The organism is Herbaspirillum sp. FG34 (genome assembly GCF_057809315.1).
On record NZ_JBMDJS010000010.1, the window covers coordinates 45,534 to 67,103 of the forward strand.

A 21,570-nucleotide genomic window follows, 5' to 3' on the forward strand; every position below is an offset into this window, starting at 1 on the left:
CTCATGCCAGTCCCTCCCACGCCAGGGCCAGGGCAAGCTGATAATCGGGCGGCATCTGCGCGGCGATCTGCGGAGCCAGCATCAACGCGGAAGGCGGGGCGGCTATCTGGGCATCGAGCCCGCCGTATTTGGCGAAGGCGCGGGCGATCGGCCCCAGGGCGGGATGGTCGCCGCTCAACAGCAGCCGGCGTGGCAAGGGCTTCAGCAGGGGCGCAGCGCAGGCCAGCAGCGCCAGGTGAGCGCCACGCGCGCTGACCTCGGGCAGGGCATGGCTGGGCCCATCACCATGCAGCAGCCAGCGCGCGCCGCGATCCAGTCGCAGTATGGCGGTCTGGTCGGTACGTCTGTCCTCACGCAGCCAGGCCGCCAGACACAGGTCTTCCGGCGCCAGCGTGGCCAGCGGGCGGGCGATGGCCGCGGCCAGCGACAGGCGGTCCTCGATGGCCAGGCGCGAAGCGGCCACCGCCAGTACCTGCCGGTCCAGCGGCGAGCCCGGCTGCGGGCCGAGCTCGCGGTAATCCAGTGCATGGTCCTCGGCACTGATGCCGTAGGCGGCCATCTCGGCGTGGACCTGCTGCTGCCGTTGCAGCGGATGGGCGTCGGCCGGCAGCACCAGGCGCTGGCCGGCGAGGCAGCGCGCCGGTACCGCCAGCGCGACGGCAGCGCCCTCGCAACCCGGTTCGTCCAGCAGGGAGCGACAGATCAGCGTCAGCGCCTCGAAATCGGTGATCTGCCCGTCCTGGCAGATCACCCCGCCGGTCAGCCGCTGGGTGAGCTTGAGCAGTTGCGCGCGCTGGCCGATGCGGCGCAGCAGCGCCAGTCGCACACGGTCGGGCGCGATGTCGAGGCCAGCGCACAGGCGTGGGTTGCTGCGACCAAAGAAGAGGGAGAAGCCTGCCATATGCCATTCTCATGCAAAGGGAAGCTTCGGATTCTCCGGCCTGTTCGGCAGGGTGGGAATAGCGAAAACTTGAGGAATGCCCGCCAATTTTCAGCAATTTGCCCCCAATGCCGCACTTCCCCGCATCCTGCCCGGAACCGGCCCGTTGTCCTTTGGTCTATTTGCAACACCTCGCCACGCGGCCCGTCAGGGCGAGCCGCTATAATGCGGGCTTGTTTCTTTCACCCGGCTCCGGCCCGCAGCTTCGGCCTGCTTTAACGCTTAATTCGAATGTCTTCCTCTTCCAACGGCGGCGATCAACGCAAACCGGCATCGGCGGATGCCCCCGCAGAAAAGGCGCCCCGCAAGCGCCTGCACTGGTCGCTGCGCATCATCCTGGGTTTGTTCGGTACCGTGCTGGGTCTGGTGGTGATGGTGATCCTGGGCGCGACCTTCGTCGTCGCCCTGACCTATCCCAAGCTGCCCGACCTCGATACGCTGACCGACTATCGTCCCAAGATCCCGCTGCGCATCTTCTCCGCCGATGGCGTGCTGATCGGCGAATTCGGCGAGGAACGCCGCAACCTGGTCCACTTCAAGGACATTCCGGACATCATGAAGAAGGCCGTGCTGGCCATCGAGGATGACCGTTTCTACGAGCACGGTGGTGTCGACTACCAGGGCATTGTGCGCGCCACCTTCTCCAACCTCTCCGGCGGTGGTGGCGGTGCTTCCACCATTACCCAGCAGGTGGCACGCAACTTCTTCCTGACCAGCAACGAGCCGACCTTCCTGCAGAAGGCGGTGCGCAAGTTCTTCTACGAGATCCCGCTGGCCTGGAAGATCGAGAACAACCTCACCAAGGACCAGATCCTCGAGGTCTACATGAACCAGATCTATCTGGGCCAGCGCGCCTACGGCTTCGCCTCGGCCGCCCAGATCTATTTCGGCAAGCAGCTCAAGGATCTCACCATCGCCGAGGCGGCCATGCTGGCCGGCCTGCCCAAGGCGCCCTCGGCCTACAATCCGGTGGTCAATCCCAAGCGCGCACATGCGCGCCAGCAGTACATCCTCTTGCGCATGCGCCAGCTGGGTTACATCACCGATGCGCAATACCAGCAAGCCAAGGATGAGGAGTTGCACGTCAAGGGTGATAGCTCGGCCTTCGGCATGCACGCCGAATACGTGGCCGAAATGGCGCGCCAGCTGGTCTACGCGCAGTACAAGGACGAGACCTACACGCGCGGCCTGAACGTCTTCACCACCATCACCAAGGCCGACCAGGACGCCGCCTACATCGCCCTGCGCCGTGGCATCATCGACTACGAGCGCCGTCATGGCTATCGGGGTCCGGAAGGCTACATGGACCTGCCCGAGAAGGCCACCAAGGAGGTCGTGGAAGATGCGGTGGCCGTGGAACTTGCCGATCACCCCGACAGTGACGACATGGTCTCGGCCGTGGTGCTGGAAGCCAAGCCCAAGGAAATCACCGCCATGCTGGCCACCGGCGAGGAGATCAGCATCTCCGGCGCCGGTCTGGGCTTTGGCGCCAACCTGCTGTCGGACAAGGCACCGCCGCAGAAGAAGATTCGTCGTGGCGCCATCATCCGGGTGTTCCAGGATGGCAGCAACTGGATCATCACCCAGATGCCGGAAGTGGAATCGGCCTTCGTCTCGGTGAATTCGCATGATGGTGCGATCCGTTCGCTGGTGGGCGGCTTCGACTTCAACCGCAACAAGTTCAACCACGTCACGCAGGCCTGGCGCCAGCCGGGTTCGTCCTTCAAGCCATTCATCTATTCCTCCTCGCTGGAAAAGGGCTTGTCGCCGGCCACCATCATCAATGATGCGCCGCTGACCTTCACCCAGACCGGCGGCCAGGTATGGCAACCGAAGAACTACGGTGGCAAGTTCGAAGGTCCGATCTCCATGCGCCGCGCCTTGCAGAAGTCGATCAACCTGGTCTCCATCCGCATCCTCGAGCGGGTGGGCGTGAAGTATGCGCAGGAATACATCACCCGCTTTGGTTTCGATGCCGACAAGAATCCGCCCTACCTGACCCTGGCGCTGGGGGCGGGCAACGTCACGCCCTTGCAGATGGTGGGCGCGTACTCGGTGTTTGCCAACGGCGGCTACAAGATCAATCCCTACCTGATCACCAAGGTCACCGACAACAACGGCGAGGTGCTCTCCCAGGCCAAGCCGGCCACTGCCGACGATGAATCCAACCGCGTCATCGATGCCCGCAATGCCTTCATCATGGACAGCATGTTGCGCGACGTGGTACGTCATGGCACGGCGGTCAAGGCACTGTCGTTGAAGCGCACCGATCTGGCCGGCAAGACCGGTACCACCAACGATTCCATGGATGCCTGGTTCGCCGGCTATCAACCCGGCCTGACCGCCATTGCCTGGATCGGCTACGACCAGCCCAAGAGCCTGGGCGACCGCGAAACCGGTGGCGGCCTGGCTCTGCCGGTATGGATCAGCTACATGTCCAAGGCCCTCAAGGACGTGCCCAATGTGGACCGCAAGGTGCCGGATGGCGTGATCGAATCGGGCGGCGAGTACTACTATGCGGAGTTCCCGCCCAGCGCCATGGTGCGTGATCTGGGCATGGGCGATCGCGGTGGGATGACGCCGGAAGAAGAAAAGGCCAAGACGCAGATGAAGAACGAGCTGTTCTGATGTCTGATTTCCGGTTTTTGATTTCCGATGTTCGGATAAAAAATATAAACGATTTATATCATTTAAAATTTTTCCGCTGATCGTCGCTCCAAATGAAAACCGCCTGTTGCAAGACAGGCGGTTTTTTCATGGGCATCAATATTGTGCCGGCAGGATCAATCCTTGCCGGACACCGCATGGCTGATGCTGCGCATGGCCAGCAGGGTCAGCACTTCATCCTGCTCGGTGCCGTAGTCGCTGAGTTTGACGATCACCGTGCGCGTGGCCGGGTTGACGTAGATGTACTGGCCGAAGACGCCTATGGCCGAGAAGTCGCGATCATCGGCGTTGCCCGGCGGGATCCACCATCCATCGCGGTAGTCCAGGGCATTGCCGTTGTTGACCGGCTGGCGCGGTTCGGCAGCCCAGGCGGGGCTGACGATCTGTTGTTCACCGATGCGTCCGCCATCCAGGTACAGCAAGCCAAGACGGGCGAAGTCGCGCGCCGTGGTATTGAGACAGCAAAAGGCCTTCTCCACGCCATGGCGGGCGCTGTCGACGCTCCAGCTGGCATCCTGTTCCATGCCCAGCGGTTCCCACAGCGCCTGCCGGGCGAAGTCGGACAGCCGCATGCCGGTAGCGCGCGCCAGTACGCGCGAGAGCACCAGCGTATCAATGCTGCGGTATTCGAAGCGTGAGCCGGGCGCAAAGCGCAGGCCGTCGCGGCGGGCGATGAATCGTTGCAGGTCGGTACTGACGTACATGCGCACCACCGGCGAAGCGAGCGAGCCACCGTAGTTCTCTTCGACATCGATGCCCGAGCGCATGTCCAGCAACTGAGCGATGGTGATGTTGGCGTAGGCCGGCGCAATCTCGTCGGGCTTGAGATAGCGACCGATCGGTTCGTTCAGGGACTTGATCCTGCCCTGCTTCAGGGCCACGCCGGTCAGCGCCGAGACGAAGGACTTGGCCACCGAGAACGAGGCAAAGCGCGATTTGGCATCATAGCCATCGAGGTAGTGCTCGTAAATCACACTGCCATCCTGGATCACCACGAAGGCCTGGGTGGCCGTGCCCTTGATGAAGTCGATCAACGGCAGTCGCTTGCCGTCCTTCCAGGGCAGCTCCAGATCGAGCGTGCGCAGCGCCGTGGGTAGCGCTTGCGGATGGCTGGAGCGCGCAATCGGATTGGCCTCGAACACCTTGTAGCTCTGGCTGTGCGGGGTCAGGTCGAACTGCAGATCGATCAGGGTTGGCAGGCCGGGCAGGTCGGCAATGCGCCGGCCGATCTCGGCGCCGGCCAGCAATAGCAGCAGCGCGGCGGCGCCGCGGGCGAGCAGGGTGGTGGTGCGGGTGCGGGGCATGGGGCTCGTTCCTGGAGTGGTGAGCCTATTGTGCCCGATCAGCCCGGGCTTTGGCTGGCCGCGTACTGTTGATAGCCGCGCGCCCGCAGTTCGCACGCCGGGCACTTGCCGCAGCCATGGCCCCAGTCATGCAGCTGGCCGCGTTCGCCCAGGTAGCAGGTGTGGGTATCGGCCCGGATCAGATCCACCAGCGGCACACCGCCCAGCGATTCGGCCAGGGCCCAGGTCTGGGCCTTGTCGATCCACATCAGCGGTGTTTCCACCTTCAATTGCGTGGCCATGCCCAGATTCAGCGCCACCTGCAGTGCTTTCATGGTGTCGTCGCGGCAATCGGGATAGCCGGAGAAATCGGTCTCGCACATGCCGCCGACCAGTACGTTCAGGCCCCGGCGATAGGCCAGCGTGGCGGCCACGGTCATGAACAGCAGGTTGCGTCCGGGGACGAAGGTATTGGGCAGGCCATTGTCCTGCATGGCGATTTCGACATCGCGCGTCAATGCCGTGTCAGAGATCTTGCCGATGAGCGACAGGTCGATCATGTGATCCTCCCCCAGGCGCGTCTGCCATTGAGGCGAGAAACCTTTCATCTTCTCCAGCAGGGCCGGGCGTACTTCCAGTTCGATGGCATGGCGCTGGCCGTAGTCGAAGCCAATGGTTTCCACCCGCTGATAGCGCGACAGCGCCCAGGCCAGGCAGGTGGTGGAATCCTGGCCGCCGGAGAAGAGCACCAGGGCGCTCTGGGTGTTCAGGGTCGGGGCGATGGCGGGGGCAGCGGACATGGGCGGGCTCAACACGTAAGGGGGAATTGACTGACAAGAATCAACGCGGGGCCTGGCGGCATCGCTGCCAGCCCAGGCCCCGCGCGTTCAACAGCGGCTAGCTTAGTTGGTTTTCCTGACCGAATCCAGCACCTGCTCGATATAGTCCCCATTGGGATCGGTGAACTTCAGGCGTACCGGATACCACTCCATCTTGGGCGCCAGCCAGATGTCGAGCTTCTGGGCCTGGTCATTCGGCGGAGGATTGCGGAACAGGTGCAGGGCTTCGGTCTCGCCCTGGGCGGTCTTGATCTTCTCGCGGCCGATCACCTTGAAGGTCCATTGCTCGGCATCGCGCGGACCTGCCACGAAGAAATTCCATTCCGAGCCCGGCTTCATCCTGGCGGCATTGGCCCGCGCGATGGCCACGAACTGCCAGGTGATACCAGTGCGGTCCTGCTCGCCGCCTTGCAGCGGGAAGCTTTCCGCAGACTCGGTGAAAGTGATCTTGTTCTGCTCACGGTTGAAGGTGGTGGTGGTCGGTTCGCGGCGCAGACGCTTCTCCACGAAGCGCGCCGGCGCCAGGCCGTAGGCGTCGATACTGCCCTCACTGCTGGTTTCCAGGATCTTGCCCAGCAGCATGGCGCGGGTTTCGGTGTTGACGCTGTAGGCAGTCTTGCTCTGCGTCCACTTCACCAACCCCTCGCCCTTGAGGTCGAGCCCGCTCTGCTTGGCGCTGATGGTGTAATGCAGCTCGGCCGAGGGCGGCAGGTTGTAGGGACGTTTTTCCACCGGATGCGGACCGTCGGCGGCCAGGACGGGGCCGCTGGCCAGCAGCGCGGCCAGCGGCAGTGAAACGAGGGTGGTTTGGAGGCGATGTGAAAGTTTTTTCATGGCGAGCTCTTCGTGTTGGTCTCTATGGGGCTTGGCGATGAGGCAAGGCCGAGCCATATGAAGGAATACGACCAGAATGCCGGGGCACGGTTCTGCCGTCCGGGCGCGTAATTGTGCGCAATTGTTTCCGATTTTGACAGGGCTTGCAGGATCTGGTCTCACTGACCCGCGGGTTTGAGGCCAGACAAGTCCAACTGGGTATAGTCACCGTTGGGCCGCAGGTCGGTATAGCGCACCCGCACCGGATACCATTCGTGCTGCGGCGCCAGCCAGATATCGACGCGGTCATCATAGGAACCGGGCTTGGGCATGCGCACCAGGTGCCAGGTCTGTAGCGCGCCCACAGGCAGGGTGAGGCGTTCCTGGCCCAATACCTGCACGCGCCAGATTTCGCCGTCGCGCACGCCGGCCACGAACAGGTCGATCACCGCACCAGCCTGCATCTGCCCGGCATCACCCCGGCCGATGGCGGCCAGCTGCCAGATCAGGCTGGCACGGTCCTGCTCGCCGCCACGGCGCGGATAACTCGTGGTGGACGCGGAAAAGCTGACCACGTTGCGCTCGCGGTTGAAATGGGTGTTGGTGGCCGATTTGAAGCCCTTCTGTTCGGTGTAGAGCTCCGGCGAGACGCCCCAGGCATCGAGTGCGCCTACGCTGGTGAAATTGAGCAGTGTGAAGAACAGCGCCTTGGCCTTGCCTTCCACCTTGTAGTGATCGCCCTCGTTGTGCCAGGCGATGCTGCCGCGACCGTAAGCCGGCTGCTGGTCCTTGGTGCCGGTGACGTCATACTCCAGCAGTGCGCTGGGCGGGGCGCTGGTCTGGTAGACCTTGCCGGGGGCGGCATCAGGGGCTTCGCCGCTGCCGTTGTCGCCGTTGTTGCCGTGGTCGGCGCTTGCGCTTCCCTCTCCCTCCCCTCGACCTGCCTGGCCTGCTCCACTGGCGGAAGTGGGGAGGGAGGCCGCTGGCGGGTCTTGTGGTGCGGGCATGGGGATGCGTTCGACGGTCTCGCGGATGGGTTCGTCGGGCGGGTCGATGGAGGGTTCCGGTACGCGGCGGGGAGCCGGGCGCCTGACAGCGTTCGCGGGTCTGGCCGAGCTCGGCCGTGTTGGCTTGGCCGCCGGCAGTGCCACCGGCTGCGCGGGCGGTGGGACCGGGCGTAGTTCCACCGTCATGGTCGGTGCCTGCGTCTGGCCCGGTACGATGATGTGACGCCGCCCCCAGTCCACCAGCGCGACATGCAGTGCCAGGCTCGATGCGATCAGGATCAGCAGGCGCGGCCAGCGCCGGGCGGGACGGGAAACTTCGCTCATGACCGCCAGTGTATCGGATCAGTTGCAGGGCGTCGTGGGGGCAACTGGCCGGAGAGGGGCATTTCAAACCACGTACAATGCGTTTTTTTTGCTGTCCTTTGCTCACCGATGAACCTGTCCCTGTCCTCCCGCTTGCTTCTGCGTGTGTTCCCGGTCGCCGCCCTGATGGCGCTGGTCACCGCCTCCACCTTCGCTGCACCCTTGCCACCGGTGCGCATCGGCATGATCGACGGGCTCTCCGGTCCCTTCGCCAATGCCGGCGAGGCGGTGGTGCGCAACATCAACTACGCCATCGAGCGCGTCAATGCGCGCGGCGGCGTGAGCCTGCCCGATGGCAAGCATTTGCTGCAACTCTCCACCTTCGACAACAAACTGGGCGTGGAAGACTCGCTGATACAGTTCCGCCAGCTTACCGACGAACGTATCCCCTTTCTGATCGAGGGCAACAGCTCGGCGGTGGCGGCCGCGCTCATCGATGCGGTCAACAAGCACAACCAGCGCGAGCCGGATCATCGTGTCCTGTTCCTCAATTACTCCGCCGTCGATCCGGCGCTGACCAATGAGAAATGCAGCTTCTGGCATTTCCGTTTCGATGCCAGCGCCGACATGCGCATGCAGGCCCTGACCGAAGCCATCAAGGCCGATCCCTCCACCAAGAAGGTCTACCTGATCGGCCAGGACTACAGCTTCGGCCGCCAGGTCGCCAAGGCCGCGCGCGAGCAGCTCGCGGCCAAGCGACCCGACATCGCCATTGTCGGCGACGAGCTGCATCCCATCGGCAAGATCAAGGATTTCTCGCCCTACATCGCCAAGATGCGCAGCGCCGGAGCCGATGCCGTCATCACCGGCAATTGGGGCAACGATCTGACGCTCTTGGTGAAGGCCGCACGCGATGCCGGCTTCAAGGCCAAGTTCTACACCTTCTATGCCAACAGCCTGGGCGCACCTGCGGCCATTGGTGACGCGGGTGTGGGCGTGGTGCGCGCGGTAGCCGAGTGGCATCCCAACGCGGGGGGCAATCCCGGTTCACCCAGCGATGCCTACTACCAGCAATTCCGCAAGCGCTACCCGCAGCCCAAGGATGATTACCTTTACCTGCGCATGCAGGTGATGATCGACATGCTGGTCAAGGCCATCGAAAAGGCCAGGAGCACCGACCCCAAGGCGGTTGCATATGCCCTGGAAGGCGCGCATTATCAGAACGCCTTCCACGAGGCGACCATGCGGGCCGAGGATCACCAACTGATCCAGCCGCTTTACCTGATGCAGATGCAGCGCGCCGACAGCGGCGGCATCCGCTTCGACAACGAGGGCAGCGGCTTCGGATTCCGTACCGAGCGCTACATCCCGGCCGAGCAGACCGCTCTGCCGAGCAGTTGCCGGATGCAGCGTCCGCCACGCTGAGAGCGACACCACAACAACAGGAGCGATCAATGCTGAACCAGGACCAGATGCCGGGCGCAGGCTCGGTAGCCGACACCATCGATTTCATGAAGAAGATGTGGAGCAGCATGGGCGCCCCCGCCATGGCCACGCCCTCGCTGTCGGTGGAGGACATCAACAAGAAGATCGGCGACCTCAAGACCGTGGCCTCCTGGCTGGAGCTGAACCTGAACATGTTGAAGGCCACCATCCAGACCCTGGAGGTGCAGAGCGCGACCCTCTCCACCCTGCAGGCCATGAGCGAGATCATGGCCTCGCGTGGTACGCCGCAGGCCGAGGCCGCTGCCGATGACGCGGCCAGCCCGGCACCGGGCTTCCCCTTCGGCTTCCCGATGTGGCCGGGCGCGGCTGCCGAACCGGAGCAAGCAACGGAAGAAGCATCCGCCCCCGATGTTGCTGAAGAGCAAACGACTACGGCACACGCCGAGCCCCCGCCGGCTGCTGCCGGCGAGGCCGATACCGCGCCGCCGGATTTCCAGTCTGCCATCGCCAATCCCAATGCCTGGTGGAATGTGTTGCAGGAGCAATTCAAGCACGCCGTCGGCAATGCCCTGGCCGGCGGACTGCCCGAGCAGGCGCCGCTGTTGAAGCCCGCCAAGCCGCCCAAACGTCGCGAAAATAAGACAGTTGCCCCAAAGCCCAAGACCGGCCTGAAAGCCAAGCCTGTGGGTGCTTCCAAGCCAGCCAAGGGGGCCAAGGCGGCAGCCAGGAAGCCACCGGCCCGGAAAGCGCCCCAGCGTGCGGAAAATACGAGCGCGCCGGTTGGCACCGCTGTTGTACAATCCCGGCAAAACAAGAAGCCAGCCTCCCGCAAGCCAAATTCCCCCTGATCCTCGCCATGGCAGAGCCTGGCCCTGGGCGCCGCCGCGCCGGGCCTCTGTCATATTGCTGAAACCTGACCGTTTTAGTATGGATCGGGAAAATCTTGTTAAAATCAAACACTTAACGCATATAGGCACATACTGAGATGCTGTACCCAGAATTGTTCAAATCGCTAGAGCAGGTCCGTTGGAATATGGATAAGGATATTCCCTGGGACAAGTTCGACGCTTCCTTGCTCACCGACGAACAGGCGCAGACCATCCGCATGAACGCCATCACGGAATGGTCGGCCCTGCCGGCCACCGAGATGTTCCTGCGCGACAATCGCGGGGACAGCGATTTCTCGGCATTCATGTCGGTATGGTTCTTCGAGGAACAGAAGCACTCGCTGGTGCTGATGGAATACCTGCGCCGCTTCCGTCCGGACCTGTGCCCGACCGAGGAAGAGCTGCACAATGTGCGCTTCGAATTCGATCCGGCCCCGCCGCTGGAAACCCTGATGCTGCACTTCTGCGGCGAGATCCGCCTGAACCACTGGTATCGCTGCGCCGCCGACTGGCACACCGAGCCGGTCATCAAGCAGATCTACAAGATCATCAGCCAGGATGAAGCCCGCCACGGCGGCGCCTACCTGCGCTACATGAAGAAGGCCCTCAACGAAGTGGGCGACAAGGCCCGTGCGGCGTTCGCCAAGATCGGCGTGCTGATGGCCTCGGCGCGTCGTACCGAAAAGCCGCTGCACCCGACCAACCTGCACGTGAACCAGGCCCTCTTCCCCAACGACACCGTCCAGAGCCGCCTGCCGGACCCCGAATGGCTGGAACGCTGGCTGGACAACCAGATCAAGTTCGACGGCGAGTGGGAAAAGAAGGTCGTGGACCGCATCCTGCACAACATGTCGCTGCTGTTCGAACGTACCTTCAGCAACGTCCAGGAGCTCAACCGCTACCGCAAGGAAGTGACCCAGCGCATCATGCCGGCCGGCGCGGCCGCAGCCTGATCGGGAAAATTCCTTCACAGGCAGTACAATGGCAAAGCCGCAACCCTTTGGTTGCGGCTTTTTTCATCCTGCAACGATGCTCCTCAAGATGGCCGACTTCGAATCCAAACTCTGCACCCGCGATGAACTCCAGCAGCGCGTGGCCCAATTGCCCAAGCCGGTGGTGATGACCAATGGCGTGTTCGACATCCTGCATCGCGGCCACGTGACCTACCTGGCGCAAGCCCGTGCCCAGGGCGCCTCGCTGGTGGTGGCCGTCAATACTGACGCTTCCGTCAAGCGCCTGGGCAAGGGCGATGACCGTCCCATCAATACCTGTGAGGACCGCATGGCGGTGCTGGCGGCGCTGGAGTCGGTGTCGCTGGTCGTCCCCTTCGATGAAGACACGGCGCTGGAAGCCGTGCAGCAGGCGCATCCCGAGATCTACGTCAAGGGCGGCGACTACGACATGCACGCCATCCCCGAGGGCCAGGCCGTAGCGGCCTATGGCGGCCAGGTGCTGGCCATTGCCTTCGAGCATGACCGCTCCACCAGCAAGCTGCTGGCCAAGGTGCGCAAGCTGGCCGGCTGAGCGCGGCGCGCGGAAACGACAAGGCCGGCAGGCGCATGGCGCGCTGCCGGCCTTGCCGTTTCAGGAACCGGTCTTGTCCGCCGGCCTGTTTGCTGCTCAGTGGTGCATGTGGTCCTTCATGTCCTTCATGTCTTTCATGCCGCCCGCGGCAGCCTTGCCGTCTTCGACATTGAAGGTCACCTCGACCTTGCCGGCTTTTTCGAAGGTCAGCGTGACCGGTACCTTCTGGCCCGCCTGCAGCGGCTTGGACAGGCCCATCAACATGATGTGGTAGCCATTGCCCGGCTGCATGGCGATCTTCTGGCCGGGTTTGACTTCCAGCCCGCCATCGAGCTCGCGCATCTTCATGACGTTGCCTTCCATGGCCATGGTGTGGATTTCGCCCGACTTGGCCACCGGGGAGGACACGCTCACCAGGCGATCCGGCGTGCTGCCCTTGTTCTCGATGCTCAGGTAGGCGCCAGCAGCCGGCTGGCCGGGCACCGTCGCGCGGGCGTAAGGATGGCCGATTTCCAGCTGGCCCAGCTTGTATTCATGGGCCTGGGACAGCGGGGCGGCAGCCAGCAGGGTGGAAGCGATGGCCAGGGCGGCCAGGTTTTGGAAGAAATGCTTCATATCGATAAGTCCTGATTGTCTCGTTCATGTCTGGAATGCGGGTGCGCGGCCCGCCAGGGGTGGCGCAAAGGCGCCAGGGACGGCGGCTTCAGACCGGCGGTGCGCGCGCCTGGGCTGAACCTGGTGCCAGGCTGGCCGAACGCACGCGCGCAGCGGTGCGGACCAGTGGATAGCTGACGCCGGGCACGACCGTCGTATCCAATGAGCAGTCCGGTGCCGGCCAGGCCGCCTGGCTGCCGCAACAAAGCGGACAGTGGCCGGCCGCCAGATGGGTCGGTGCATTGCCGGAAGCACCACCGCCCACGCTGCAGATGGCCATGGCAGGGACGTCCCGCAGCGTGCGGGCGAGCGCCTGTTGCCACCATGGCGCGGCCACCATCGCCAGAACCAGCGCCAGACTGACCCAGCCCTGCCGACGCAGCCAGGGGCGGCGCGGCGCAAGTCGCTTGGGGGAGGGACGCAGGCGGGAAGACATGGGGCCTGATTATAGCAACGGGGCGGCCTTGTGCCTTGCAGTGCAACGCATACCGATCATGCCGACCGCACAATGCGAGTCATCCGAGCGGCCCGCCATCGGGGCTGGCGGCGCGTCCTCATGCAAATTGATTGTTCACAGGCGCTAGGCTAGACTTGTCGTCTTTTCGGGTTTTTGGCTAATCATTCATATTTTTCCAAGGGAGACTGCATGTCCTACAACCACAAGCTGACACTGCGCGCGATGGTCGCAGCCCTGTCCCTGGCTGCCGTGTGCGCAGCCCCGGCCATGGCTGCCGACAAGTTTGTCGCGGTGACCGCCATCGTCGAGCATCCGGCCCTGGACGCCGTGCGTGACGGCGTGAAGGACGAGCTGAAGGAAGAAGGCTTCGACGCCGGCAAGAACCTGAAATGGGAATACCAGAGCGCCCAGGGCAATACCGGCACCGCCGCCCAGATCGCCCGCAAGTTCATCGGCGACAAGCCTGACGTCATCGTCGCCATCGCCACACCCTCGGCCCAGGCCGTGGTGGCCGCCACCAAGAGCATCCCGGTGGTCTATTCCGGCGTGACCGATCCGGTCGCGGCCCAGCTGGTGAAGGACTGGAAGGCTTCGGGCACCAATGTCACCGGCGTGTCCGACCTGCTGGAACTGGACAAGCAGGTGGAGCTGATCAAGCGCGTGGTGCCCAAGGCCAAGCGCGTGGGCATGGTCTACAACCCGGGTGAAGCCAACTCCGCCGTGGTGGTCAAGGCCTTGAAGGAACTGCTGGCCAAGTCCAACATGACCCTGGTGGAAGCCGCCGCCCCCCGTTCGGTGGACGTCGGTTCGGCTGCCAAGAGCCTGATCGGCAAGGTCGACGTGATCTACACCAATACCGACAACAACGTGGTCTCGGCCTATGAAGCACTGGTCAAGGTCGGCAACGACGCCAAGATCCCGCTGGTGGCGTCCGACACCGACAGCGTCAAGCGTGGCGCCATCGCCGCCCTGGGCGTGAACTACTACGATCTGGGCCGCCAGACCGGCAAGGTGGTCGGCCGCATCCTCAAGGGCGACAAGCCCGGCGACATCCCCTCTGCCACCAGCAGCAAGCTGGAACTGTTCGTCAACACCGCCGCCGCGCAGAAGCAGGGCGTGACTCTGTCGCCCGAACTGGTGAGTTCAGCCAAGACCGTCATCAAGCAATAAGCAGGACCCGGCCTGAAGATCCCGCTGCCATGCGGGATCTGCTGTATCGGGCTGGGGCAGGATCAGTACGACACAGCACACCGATTTACCCCATAAGCGCATAACGGGCCCGCACGAGAGGAACGTCGAGGCCTGATTACCATGAAAGAGGAGAGGACCATGTTTGCAGTTTCCAAGTCACTGCGCGCCATCGCCGGCGCCCTGGCGCTGAGCGCCATCTGCGCTTCGGCGCTGGCGGCCGAGAAGGTGGTGGCCGTCACGTCCTTCGTCGAACACCCGGCGCTCGACGCCGTGCGTGACGGCACCAAGGACGAACTGATCGCCGAAGGCTTCGAGCCCGGCAAGAACCTGAAGTGGGAGTTCCAGAGCGCCCAGGCCAATGCCGGCACCGCCGGCCAGATCGCCAGGAAGTTCGTGGGCGACAATCCGGACGTGATCGTGGCCATCGGCACCCCCTCGGCACAGCCGATGGTGGCCGCCACCAAGACCATCCCCATCGTCTACTCGGCCATCGCCGACCCGATGGCCGCCCAGCTGGTCAAGGACTGGAAGCCCTCCGGCACCAACGTGACCGGCCTGTCGCACATGCTGGACCCGGTCAAGCAGGTCGAGATCATCAAGCGCGTGGTACCCGAGGCCAAGCGCGTGGGCGTGGTCTACAATCCGGGCGAAGCCAATTCCGTGTCGGCCTTGAACAACCTCAAGGGCGAGCTGCAGAAGGCCGGTCTGACCCTGGTGGAAGCCGCCGCCCCGCGTTCGGTGGACGTCGCCCCGGCCGCCAAGAGCCTCATCGGCAAGATCGACGTGATGTACACCACCACCGACAACAACGTGGTCTCGGTCTTCGAATCGCTGGCCAAGGTCTGCAACGATGCCAAGATCCCGCTGATCGCGTCGGACACCGGCAGCGTCAAGCGCGGTGCGATCGCAGCCCTGGGCGTGAACTTCTACGACATGGGCCGCCAGACCGGCAAGGTCGTGGCCCGTATCCTCAAGGGGGAGAAGGCCGGTGATATTGCCTCGTCGCCGGTCAAGAACCTGGAGCTGTACGTCAACACTTCCGCTGCCCAGAAGCAGGGCGTGACCCTGTCGCCGGAGTTCCTGAAGTCGGCCACCAAGGTGCTCAACTAAGCATGACCGCAGCCTGATCCGCCGGCCATGCACCGCCGGCGCCGCACCACCCGTGCTGCGCCGGCGCCATGCAGAAGACATTCGGCAGGGCGTACCGCGCCGTGCCGAATGTGTTTTTTTAAGAAAGTCCTTTTATGTCGCTGTATACCCTCCTGGGCGCGCTGGAGATCGGTCTGATCTTCAGTCTGGTGGCCCTCGGCGTGCTGATTTCCTTCCGCATCCTGGTGTTCCCTGACCTTACCGTCGATGGCAGCTTCCCGCTGGGCGGCGCGGTTGCCGCCACCATGATCGCAGCGGGCTACAATCCCTTCCTCGCCACCTTCGTGGCCCTGCTGGCCGGGGCACTGGCTGGTTTCATCACCGCCTGGCTCAATGTGCGCCTGAAGATCATGGACCTGCTGGCCAGTATCCTGATGATGATCGCGCTGTACTCGATCAACCTGCGTGTGATGGGCAAGCCCAACGTGCCGCTCATTTCCGAACCGACCATCTTCACCATCCTGCAACCGGACTGGATCCCCGACTACGTGGGGCGTCCGCTGATCCTGCTGGTGGTGGTGACTGCCGCCAAGCTGCTGCTGGACTGGTTCTTCTCTTCCGAGATCGGCCTGGCCATGCGCGCCACCGGCGCCAATGCCCGCATGGCACGCGCCCAGGGCATCGCGACCGGCCGCGCCACGCTGGCCGGCATGGCCCTGGCCAACTCGCTGGTGGCGCTGGCCGGGGCGCTCTTTGCGCAGACTCAGGGCGGCTCCGATATCTCCATGGGCATCGGAACCATCGTCATCGGCCTGGCCGCCGTCATCATCGGCGAGAACATCCTGCCGGCGCGTCGCCTGGTGTGGACCACGCTGGCGGTGATCCTGGGCGCGATCCTGTATCGCTTCTTCATTGCGCTGGCACTCAACAGCGATTTCATCGGCCTGCAGGCGCAGGACCTGAACCTGGTCACCGCCGTGCTGGTGATGCTGGCGCTGGTGCTGCCCATGGGCAAGCGCAAATTGAAACTGCTGAGAAAGAGAGCCTGAGATGTTGAAAGCCACCGATCTCAAGATCACCTTCAATCCCGGCACCCCCATCGAGAACCCGGCCCTGCGCGGCCTCTCGCTGGAAATCCCGACCGGCCAGTTCGTGGCCGTGATCGGTTCCAACGGCGCCGGCAAGTCCACCTTCCTCAATGCCATCTCCGGTGACCTGCTGGTCGATACCGGCAAGATCGAAATCGACGGCACCGACGTCTCCCGCAAGCAGGCGTGGGATCGCGCCGGCCTGGTGGCGCGCGTGTTCCAGGACCCGATGGCCGGTACCTGCGAGGCCCTGACCATTGAGGAGAACATGGCCCTGGCGATGGCGCGTGGGCGTCGTCGCGGCTTCAACTTCGCCATTCGCGGCAAGATGCGCGAGTTGTTCCGCGAGAAGCTGGCGATCCTGAACCTGGGGCTGGAAAACCGCCTCACCGACCGCATCGGCCTGCTCTCGGGGGGGCAGCGTCAGGCGGTGAGCCTGTTGATGGCCTCGCTGCAACCGTCGCGCATCCTGCTGCTGGATGAGCATACGGCGGCACTGGACCCCAAGACGGCGGCCTTCGTGCTGGAACTGACAGCCAAGATCGTGTCCGAAAGCAAGCTGACCACCATGATGGTGACCCACAGCATGCGCCAGGCGCTGGACTACGGCGACCGCACCGTGATGCTGCACCAGGGGCGCGTGGTGCTGGATGTGTCCGGGCCGGAACGCGCCGGTCTGGATGTGCCGGATCTGCTGAAGATGTTCGAGCAGACGCGTGGCGAGAAACTGGCGGACGACGCACTGCTGCTGGGCTGACCGCCTGCCAACGAAAACGGCTCCCTCGGGAGCCGTTTTTTTCATGCCGGTGACCGGCTTTCAGCTGCCGCCGTCATAGCCATTCTGCCGCCACGCTTCATACACCACCACCGCCACCGTATTGGAGAGATTGATGCTGCGATTGCCCGGCCGCATCGGCAGGCGGATGCGCTGTGCGGTGGGGAAGGATTCGCGGCGCTCCGGCGCCAGGCCGCGGGTTTCGGAGCCGAACACGAAGCTGTCGCCCGGACGGAAAGCCAGGCCCGCAAAGGGCGTGGAGCCATGCGTGGTCATGGCGAACATGCGTGCCTCGTCAAATTGCGGATCCGCGCGGCGATGGGCCAGGAAGCTGTCCCAATCCTTGTGCACCTGCATGTTGGCGTACTCGTGATAATCCAGCCCGGCACGCCGCATCTTGGCGTCATCGAGCGGGAAGCCGAGCGGCTCCACCAGATGCAGTTGCGCACCGGTATTGGCGCACAGGCGGATGATGTTGCCGGTATTGGGAGGGATCTCCGGCTCGACCAGGACGACGTGGAACAAAAAACTTCTCCTGCTGAAAAATGGATGGCCGGCTTCAGACCGGCAGGGTGCGCGCAAAGACCAGGTTGGTCACGCGCCGGGCGCCGTGCCGCTTGAGCACGATCGCTACTTCATTCAAGGTGGCCCCGGTGGTCATGACATCGTCGACGATGCCCACATGCAGTCCGCGCACCTGGTCCATGGCGGCGAAGGGCAGGGCGAATGCCGAGCGCACGTTGCGCACCCGGGCGCCCACCGGCAGGGCCGATTGCGCTTCGGTTTCCTTTTTGCGCTCCAGCAGGCGTGGATGTACCGGGATGTCCATGAGCTTGCCCAGCGGACGGGCGATCTCCAGTGCCTGGTTGAAGCCGCGCTCCTGCAGCCGCGCCAGGCCCAGCGGCACCGGGGCCAGCAGGGTCGGCATGGGCAGTTGCACATCACTGCCGGGTACCGGATTGCGACGGGTGGCATCGAAGATCAGGCGCGCCAGCAGCGGGGCCAGCCGCAGGTCGCCGCCGAACTTCAGGGCCAGCGCCAGCTGGTCGGACGGGGCGAAATAATCGGTGGCCACGATGGTGGCATCGAAAGCCGGGCGATCCTTGAGACAGGCGCCGCAACGCAACTCCTTGCCGGTCACCGGCATGGGCAGCGCGCACTGGATGCAGCGGCGGTGCTGGCGGGTGTAGAAGCGCTTGTGGCAGGGCGCGCACAGGGTCTCGCGCCCGGCAGCACCACACAGCGCGCAGGAGGACGGCAACAACTGCGGCACCTGCGCCAGCAAACGCTGCAGCCAGCCGGGGCCGGCGGGCTTGCCCTGTCGTGCCGGCTTGCCGCCGACGGCGCGATAGGCGGTGCCAGGCTTGGCCTGGGGCGATGCAGCAGCGGGTTTGGAGGATTTGAGATCCATGTGAGTGGCGCCCGGGGAAAATGGATTTCGACTAAACTACGCGCATTATCGCATCAGCCCCGTGGATCGGCGGCCCTCTGCTGGCCGCCCGAGCTTGCCACGCTGCTGCGCAGTCCATCTTCCTGTGTTCCATTGCCCATGTCCCTGCCGCCGCCTTCTGCCAGCGCCAAGCTGAGCGCTCCCATCGATCTGCCCCTGGTACGCCGCCGTTTCGGCGAACCCCGGCGCGTGGCCGAATCCGATTTCCTGCGCCGCGAAGTCTCGGCCCGCATGCAGGAGCGCCTGGCCCTGGTGAAAATCGCCCCGCGCGAAGTGCTGGACGCCGGATGCGGCGAAGGGGCCGACCTGCCGGTGTTGCAGAAGCGCTACCCCGAGGCGCAGGTGATCGGCCTGGACGGCGCCTATGGCATGCTGGCCAAGGCCGCCGACCACCAGCGCGGTGCGCAGACGGCCATGAACCGCCTGTTCGGTTCCATCAACAAGTGGCTAGGCTCCGGTCCGAATGCCGGCGGGCCGGAACTGGTCTGCGCCGACTTCGCCCGCCTGCCGTTGGCGGCCAATGCGCTGGACCTGGTCTGGTCCAACCTGGCCCTGCACTGGCATCCCCAGCCCGACCGCGTGTTTGCCGAATGGCGTCGCGTGTTGCGGGTGGAGGGCCTGCTGATGTTTTCCTGCTTCGGTCCCGATACCCTGCGCGAAGTGCGCAGCGCTTTCGAACAAATCGATCTTGCACCGCACACCTTGCCCTTCGTCGACATGCACGACTTCGGCGACATGCTGGTCAATGCCGGTTTTTCCACACCGGTGATGGACATGGAAACCATCACCGTGACCTACCAGACCCCCCAGCGCCTGCTGGAAGACGTGCGCGCCTGGGGCGGCAATCCACTCGAATCGCGGCGCCGCAGCATGATGAGTCGCAGCCAGTACCAGCGCCTGCTGGCGGCCTTCGAGGCCATGCGCAAGCCCGATGGCAAGATCCCGCTGAGCTTCGAAATCGTCTACGGCCACGCCTTCCGCCCCGTGCCCAAGACCACCGCGGCCGGCGAGAGCATCATTCGCTTCGAACGCCCGTCGCGATAGTCGTTTCTTCATATAAGGCTTAGTCGTCCAGCCCTATCCGGCCTGCCGGATAGTTGCTGTATCGTTACGCCCTGCCGCTCCCGGAAGAATCCTTCATTTCGCCGAAAAGCCACGTCCCTGGCCGTTGTCCGGGCAGTGTCAGGGCGTCCCGGAGAGGCCGGGAGCGCCACCGTTGTCAATGCGGCGGTGCGTGCTTGATCCATGGCGACGTTAGCCCTTATACTCAAATGGGTAAAAAAATTCACACAAAGAAATTCCAGTACGAACGAATAGCAAGAATAAATAAAGACCGCAGAACGGATAGCCACGGATAGCGTTCATCGCAAGACGACCCGGCAAGACCGGACCAGTCCGCATCCAGTGCGTGTTCCCTGCGGTGAGAAATAGAACTAGAAGCAGAGACAGAGACACGCTCGACCGACAATCATGCTGGCGAGGTGCCATGGAGACGCGGGAATGGATATTGAAGCGCAATTGTTCGATTGCGCCACGCCAACTGGCGTGGGTCTTCGCAATCCTTTGTACGGTTTCACTGACGGTCGCGCTGGGCTTCACGCTGCGCGGTGCATGGATCATCCTGATTTTTTCATTCATTGAACTGGTGGCGGTGGGCGCGGCCTTGCTGGTCTACGCCCGCCACGCCACAGATCGCGAAGTAGTAGTGCTGGCCGATCATGGCCTGGAGGTTGACGTGATCCAGGGCAGTCGCTCGCACCGCAGCAGCTTGCAGCTGCAGGGCATGCGCATCGCGTTTCCGGTCGGTCGCCAATCGCTGGTGGCGCTGGAAAGCCGGGGGCAGCGTGTGGAAGTAGGCCGGTTCATGAGCTTGTGGCAACGGCGCGCCTTCGCGCAGGAGCTGCAACGTGAGCTGGCCGCCAGGGGTGGCGGGATGGCAGCACTCTCATTCTTATAATTTTGGGCTTTTGAGGAAATCCATGAAACTTGCGAAGCGCCTTCAATCCTTGACCCTCGGTGCCTCGCTGCTGGCGGCCGGCTTGCCGGCCTGGGCAGTGGTGGATAGTCCGGGCGGACCGGCCGTGCTGCAGATGAATTTCCAGCCGCCGGTGACCAAGATCGCCGAGCAGATCTACGACCTGCACATCCTGATGCTCATCATCTGCCTGGTCATCTTCGTGGCCGTGTTCGGCGTGATGTTTTATTCCATCATCAAGCACCGCAAGTCGGTCGGCCACAAGGCCGCCAGCTTCCACGAAAGCACGACCGTGGAAATCGCCTGGACCGTGGTGCCCTTCCTGATCGTCATCGGCATGGCCCTGCCGGCCACCAAGACGGTGGTGGCGATGAAGGATACCTCCAATGCCGACCTCACCATCAAGGTCACCGGCATGCAGTGGAAATGGGGATATGACTACCTCAAAGGCGAAGGTGAAGGAATCTCCTTCCTCTCCAACCTGGCCACGCCGCGCGAGCAGGTCACCGATCCCAGTCTGAAGAAAAACGACAATTACCTCATTGAAGTCGACAACCCGGTCGTGGTGCCGGTCAACAAGAAGGTGCGCATCGTCACTACCGCCAATGACGTGATCCACTCCTGGACCGTCCCCGCCTTCGGCGTGAAGCAGGATGCGATTCCCGGCTTCGTGCGCGACACCTGGTTCCGCGCCGAGAAGATCGGCACCTATCGCGGCCAGTGCGTGGAGCTGTGCGGCAAGGATCACGCCTTCATGCCCATCGTGGTCAACGTGGTCAGCGAAGACGACTACAAGAAATGGGTGGACGGCAAGAAGAAGGAAATGGCCGCCAAGGCCGATGATCCCAACAAGGTCTGGACGGTGGACGAATTGAAGCAGCGCGGCGAGAAGGTCTATGCCGCCAACTGCGTGGCCTGCCACCAGGCCAACGGCAAGGGCGTGCCGGGTGCCTTCCCGGCGCTCGATGGCAGTGCCGTGGTCAACGGTCCCAAGGCGGACCAGATCCACCTCGTGCTCAACGGCAAGAACGCCATGCCGGCCTGGAAGGGTGTGTTGAACGACACCGAAATCGCCGCCGTGATCACCTACACGCGCAACAACTGGTCCAACAAGGCCCAGGAAAACATCGTGCAGCCGGCTGAAGTCCTGGCCGCCCGCAAGTAATCGTTTGGAGAACCGGA

Annotated in this window: 21 protein-coding genes; 12 read left to right on the top strand and 9 right to left on the bottom strand. The window is 63.7% G+C overall.

What is annotated here, in order from left to right:
• Window position 1: 1 nt before the first annotated feature.
• A complete protein-coding gene (pilM, locus tag ACODSZ_RS13835; RefSeq protein WP_488927817.1) occupies window positions 2-901 on the bottom strand; it encodes a pilus assembly protein PilM in 900 nt (299 codons plus the stop codon).
• A 351-nt stretch (window positions 902-1,252) separates the two neighbouring features.
• On the opposite strand from pilM, the gene ACODSZ_RS13840 reads away from it, so the two are divergent.
• Window positions 1,253-3,568 (top strand): penicillin-binding protein 1A, encoded by a 2,316-nt coding sequence (locus ACODSZ_RS13840; protein WP_081486099.1) that lies wholly within the window; start codon window positions 1,253-1,255, stop codon window positions 3,566-3,568.
• A gap of 155 nt (window positions 3,569-3,723) precedes the next feature.
• Here ACODSZ_RS13840 and ACODSZ_RS13845 read toward each other — a convergent pair whose 3' ends face one another.
• The 4 genes from ACODSZ_RS13845 to ACODSZ_RS13860 all read right to left on the bottom strand — a co-directional run bounded on the left by ACODSZ_RS13845 (window position 3,724) and on the right by ACODSZ_RS13860 (window position 7,873).
• Window positions 3,724-4,911: a serine hydrolase domain-containing protein gene (locus ACODSZ_RS13845; protein ID WP_175344745.1), complete on the bottom strand. Its 1,188-nt coding sequence runs from the start codon at window positions 4,909-4,911 to the stop codon at window positions 3,724-3,726.
• 38 nt (window positions 4,912-4,949) lie between these two features.
• Window positions 4,950-5,690 carry a 7-cyano-7-deazaguanine synthase QueC gene (gene queC, locus ACODSZ_RS13850; RefSeq protein WP_008332659.1) on the bottom strand — a complete coding sequence of 247 codons (741 nt, stop codon included), beginning with the start codon at window positions 5,688-5,690 and terminating at the stop codon, window positions 4,950-4,952.
• Window positions 5,691-5,792: 102 nt separating this feature from the next.
• Window positions 5,793-6,563, bottom strand: coding sequence for a DUF3108 domain-containing protein (locus ACODSZ_RS13855; RefSeq protein WP_488927818.1), 771 nt, complete (start codon window positions 6,561-6,563; stop codon window positions 5,793-5,795).
• A gap of 158 nt (window positions 6,564-6,721) precedes the next feature.
• Complete coding sequence (locus tag ACODSZ_RS13860) at window positions 6,722-7,873, bottom strand: DUF3108 domain-containing protein (RefSeq protein ID WP_488927819.1); 1,152 nt, start codon at window positions 7,871-7,873, stop codon at window positions 6,722-6,724.
• Window positions 7,874-7,981: 108 nt separating this feature from the next.
• Here ACODSZ_RS13860 and ACODSZ_RS13865 point away from each other — a divergent pair, with 108 nt between their 5' ends.
• The 4 genes from ACODSZ_RS13865 (at window position 7,982) to rfaE2 (ending at window position 11,709) form a co-directional block, all read left to right on the top strand.
• Window positions 7,982-9,277 carry a branched-chain amino acid ABC transporter substrate-binding protein gene (locus ACODSZ_RS13865; protein ID WP_175344747.1) on the top strand — a complete coding sequence of 432 codons (1,296 nt, stop codon included), beginning with the start codon at window positions 7,982-7,984 and terminating at the stop codon, window positions 9,275-9,277.
• A gap of 29 nt (window positions 9,278-9,306) precedes the next feature.
• Window positions 9,307-10,146 (top strand): PhaM family polyhydroxyalkanoate granule multifunctional regulatory protein, encoded by an 840-nt coding sequence (locus ACODSZ_RS13870; RefSeq protein ID WP_488927820.1) that lies wholly within the window; start codon window positions 9,307-9,309, stop codon window positions 10,144-10,146.
• 137 nt (window positions 10,147-10,283) lie between these two features.
• Window positions 10,284-11,138, top strand: coding sequence for a ferritin family protein (locus ACODSZ_RS13875; protein WP_088756811.1), 855 nt, complete (start codon window positions 10,284-10,286; stop codon window positions 11,136-11,138).
• 88 nt (window positions 11,139-11,226) lie between these two features.
• On the top strand, window positions 11,227-11,709 hold the full coding sequence (gene rfaE2 / locus ACODSZ_RS13880; protein ID WP_488927821.1) for a D-glycero-beta-D-manno-heptose 1-phosphate adenylyltransferase: 483 nt from the start codon (window positions 11,227-11,229) through the stop codon (window positions 11,707-11,709).
• A 96-nt stretch (window positions 11,710-11,805) separates the two neighbouring features.
• On the opposite strand, the gene ACODSZ_RS13885 is transcribed toward rfaE2, so the two are convergent.
• Both ACODSZ_RS13885 and ACODSZ_RS13890 read right to left on the bottom strand, forming a co-directional pair.
• Entirely contained in the window at window positions 11,806-12,324 is a 519-nt protein-coding gene (locus tag ACODSZ_RS13885) for a copper chaperone PCu(A)C (RefSeq protein WP_488927822.1), read from the bottom strand.
• 88 nt (window positions 12,325-12,412) lie between these two features.
• Window positions 12,413-12,799, bottom strand: coding sequence for a DUF2946 family protein (locus tag ACODSZ_RS13890; protein ID WP_488927823.1), 387 nt, complete (start codon window positions 12,797-12,799; stop codon window positions 12,413-12,415).
• A gap of 210 nt (window positions 12,800-13,009) precedes the next feature.
• On the opposite strand from ACODSZ_RS13890, the gene ACODSZ_RS13895 reads away from it, so the two are divergent.
• The 4 genes from ACODSZ_RS13895 to ACODSZ_RS13910 all read left to right on the top strand — a co-directional run bounded on the left by ACODSZ_RS13895 (window position 13,010) and on the right by ACODSZ_RS13910 (window position 16,945).
• Window positions 13,010-13,990: an ABC transporter substrate-binding protein gene (locus ACODSZ_RS13895; protein WP_488927824.1), complete on the top strand. Its 981-nt coding sequence runs from the start codon at window positions 13,010-13,012 to the stop codon at window positions 13,988-13,990.
• Window positions 13,991-14,149: 159 nt separating this feature from the next.
• Window positions 14,150-15,121, top strand: coding sequence for an ABC transporter substrate-binding protein (locus ACODSZ_RS13900; protein ID WP_175344752.1), 972 nt, complete (start codon window positions 14,150-14,152; stop codon window positions 15,119-15,121).
• Window positions 15,122-15,255: 134 nt separating this feature from the next.
• On the top strand, window positions 15,256-16,149 hold the full coding sequence (locus ACODSZ_RS13905; RefSeq protein WP_008332634.1) for an ABC transporter permease: 894 nt from the start codon (window positions 15,256-15,258) through the stop codon (window positions 16,147-16,149).
• A 1-nt stretch (window position 16,150) separates the two neighbouring features.
• Window positions 16,151-16,945, top strand: coding sequence for an ABC transporter ATP-binding protein (locus ACODSZ_RS13910; protein WP_008332633.1), 795 nt, complete (start codon window positions 16,151-16,153; stop codon window positions 16,943-16,945).
• A gap of 60 nt (window positions 16,946-17,005) precedes the next feature.
• On the opposite strand, the gene ACODSZ_RS13915 is transcribed toward ACODSZ_RS13910, so the two are convergent.
• Both ACODSZ_RS13915 and ACODSZ_RS13920 read right to left on the bottom strand, forming a co-directional pair.
• Entirely contained in the window at window positions 17,006-17,488 is a 483-nt protein-coding gene (locus ACODSZ_RS13915) for a tRNA (cytidine(34)-2'-O)-methyltransferase (protein ID WP_008332632.1), read from the bottom strand.
• A 34-nt stretch (window positions 17,489-17,522) separates the two neighbouring features.
• Window positions 17,523-18,374: a ComF family protein gene (locus tag ACODSZ_RS13920; RefSeq protein WP_175344754.1), complete on the bottom strand. Its 852-nt coding sequence runs from the start codon at window positions 18,372-18,374 to the stop codon at window positions 17,523-17,525.
• Between the two features lie 138 nt (window positions 18,375-18,512).
• Here ACODSZ_RS13920 and ACODSZ_RS13925 point away from each other — a divergent pair, with 138 nt between their 5' ends.
• The 3 genes from ACODSZ_RS13925 (at window position 18,513) to coxB (ending at window position 21,553) form a co-directional block, all read left to right on the top strand.
• Window positions 18,513-19,457: a methyltransferase domain-containing protein gene (locus ACODSZ_RS13925; RefSeq protein ID WP_241821207.1), complete on the top strand. Its 945-nt coding sequence runs from the start codon at window positions 18,513-18,515 to the stop codon at window positions 19,455-19,457.
• A gap of 442 nt (window positions 19,458-19,899) precedes the next feature.
• On the top strand, window positions 19,900-20,370 hold the full coding sequence (locus ACODSZ_RS13930) for a DUF2244 domain-containing protein (protein ID WP_175344756.1): 471 nt from the start codon (window positions 19,900-19,902) through the stop codon (window positions 20,368-20,370).
• Window positions 20,371-20,392: 22 nt separating this feature from the next.
• A complete protein-coding gene (coxB, locus tag ACODSZ_RS13935) occupies window positions 20,393-21,553 on the top strand; it encodes a cytochrome c oxidase subunit II (RefSeq protein WP_175344757.1) in 1,161 nt (386 codons plus the stop codon).
• The last annotated feature ends 17 nt before the right edge of the window (window positions 21,554-21,570 follow it).